This is a genomic window from Pseudomonas sp. EGD-AK9, assembly GCF_000465935.2.
In the GTDB taxonomy this organism is placed as follows: Bacteria; Pseudomonadota; Gammaproteobacteria; order Pseudomonadales; family Pseudomonadaceae; genus Aquipseudomonas.
The window spans coordinates 1-2,327 of sequence record NZ_AVOF01000432.1; the positions used below are offsets into that span (position 1 = coordinate 1).

At 70.8% G+C, this 2,327-nt stretch carries 1 protein-coding gene; it reads left to right on the plus strand.

Going from position 1 to position 2,327, the window contains the following annotated elements; genetic code table 11:
• Nucleotides 1-2,327 (plus strand): alpha-2-macroglobulin (locus N878_RS18015; RefSeq protein ID WP_021444973.1); only part of this gene is annotated, 2,327 nt, incomplete at both ends.

Consider the following 2,327-nt stretch of genomic DNA (forward strand, 5'->3'; position numbering starts at 1 on the left):
AGCCGGCGGTGGATCGCGCCGCGCTGGCCGCGCGCCATGCCGGTCGCGAACTGGAGGTGGTCGACGTGTCCGAGGTGCAACTGGACGGCGCCAGCGCGCTGTCGGTGACCTTCTCCGTGCCGCTCGATCCCGACCAGCCCTTCGCCGAGCGCCTGCACCTGGTCGACAGCAAGGACGGCAAGGTCGACGGCGCCTGGGAACTGTCCGAAAACCTGAGCGAACTGCGCCTGCGCCACCTGGAGCCCAAGCGCAAGCTGGTGCTGACCATCGACGCCGGCCTGCGCGGCATCAATGGCGCCAAGCTTGCCGCCGAGCACGTCAGCCGCCTGGAGACCCGCGACCTACAGGCCAGCGTCGGTTTCGCCAGCCGCGGCTCGCTGCTGCCGACCCGCCTGGCCGAGGGCCTGCCGGTGATCGCGCTGAACGTCGACAAGGTCAACGTCGAGTTCTTCCGCATCAAGCCCGAGGCGCTGCCGGGCTTCCTCGCCCGCTGGGGGCGCAGCAGCAACCTCGACACCTGGGAGGCGCGCGAGCTGCTGCCGATGGCTGAGCTGGTCTACGGCGGACGTTTCGACCTCAACCCGGCGCGCAACACGCGCGAGACCCTGCTGCTGCCGATCGCCGGCCTGGAGCCGTTCAAGCAGCCCGGGGTGTACCTGGCGGTGATGCGCGAGGCCGGCAGCTACAGCTATTCGCAGCCGGCGACGCTGTTTTCCCTGAGCGACATCGGCCTGTCCGCGCACCGCTACCGCGACCGTCTCGACGTCTTCACCCAGGCCCTGGAAGGTGGCCAGGCGCAGGCCGGGGTGCAGCTCGAGCTGCTCGATGGCGACGGCGCGCTGCTCGCCGAGGGCAAGACCGACGCCGCCGGCCACGCCCAGTTGCCGCTGCCGGCCAAGGCCCAGTTGCTGCTGGCCAAGCAGGGCGAGCAGACCAGCCTGCTGCGCCTCAATGCACCGGCGCTGGACCTGGCCGAATTCGATATCGCCGGGCCCAAGGCGCATCCGCTGCAGCTGTTCGTGTTCGGCCCGCGCGACCTCTATCGCCCCGGCGAGACGGTGCTGCTCAATGCCCTGCTGCGCGACGCCGACGGCAAGCCGGTCAAGGCTCAGCCGGTGAGCGTCGAGGTGCGCCGGCCGGACGAGCAGGTCAGCCGCAAGTTCGTCTGGACGGCGGACGAGGGTGGCCTCTACCAGTACCAGCTGCAGCTGGCCGAGGAGGCGCCCACCGGGCGCTGGCAGCTGCTGCTCGACCTCGGCGACGGCAGCCCGCAGCTGTACGAGTTTCTCGTCGAGGACTTCCTCCCCGAACGCCTGGCCCTGGAACTCGAGGGCCAGGAGCACCCCATCGCTCCCGGCGACGCCGCCGAGTTCGCCGTGACCGGCCGCTACCTCTACGGCGCGCCGGCCGCCGGCAACCGCCTGACCGGCCAGCTCTACGTGCGGCCGCTGCGCGAGGCGGTGGCGAGCCTGCCGGGCTATCAGTTCGGCGACGTCACCGAGGCCGATCTGACTCAGGATCAGGAACTCGACGAGATCAGTCTCGACGACCAGGGCCGTGCCGTGCTGCGCCCGGAAAACCGCTGGGGCGAGGCCAAATCGCCGCTGCGCCTGATCCTCCAGGCCAGCCTGCAGGAATCCGGCGGCCGGCCGATCACCCGGCGCATCGTCCAGCCGGTATGGCCGGCCGAGCGTCTGCCGGGGCTGCGCGGGCTGTTCGACGGCGAGGAGGTGGATGCCGACAGCCTGGCCGAGTTCGAGCTGCTGGTGGCCGATGCCGCCGGCAACAAGCTGGCCGCCGCCGACCTGACCGTGCGCCTGGTGCGCGAGCGCCGCGACTACTTCTGGAGCTTCTCCGACGGTGAGGGCTGGCGGCACAACTTCAACGAGAAATTCCTCACCCTCAGCGAGGAGCCGCTGAGCATCGAGGCCGGCGGCACCGCCAAGGTCAGCTTCCCGGTGGAGTGGGGCCCCTACCGGGTCGAGCTGGTGGACAACCGCACCGGCCTGCTCAGCAGCCTGCGCTTCTGGGCCGGTTACCGCTGGCAGGACAACGCCGAGGGCGGCGCGGTGCGTCCGGACCAGGTCAAGCTGGCATTGGACCAGCCGGCCTATGCGGCGGGCGATGTGGCCAGAATCAGCGTCACCCCGCCGGCCGCCGGCAGCGGCTACCTGTTGCTGGAATCCAGCGAGGGGCCGCTGTGGTGGCAGGAAATCAGCGTGCCGGCGGCAGGCAAGACCTTCGAGCTGCCCATAGACCCGGCCTGGGCGCGTCACGACCTGTATCTCAGCGCTCAGGTGGTGCGCCCCGGCGAGCGCAAGGCGCAG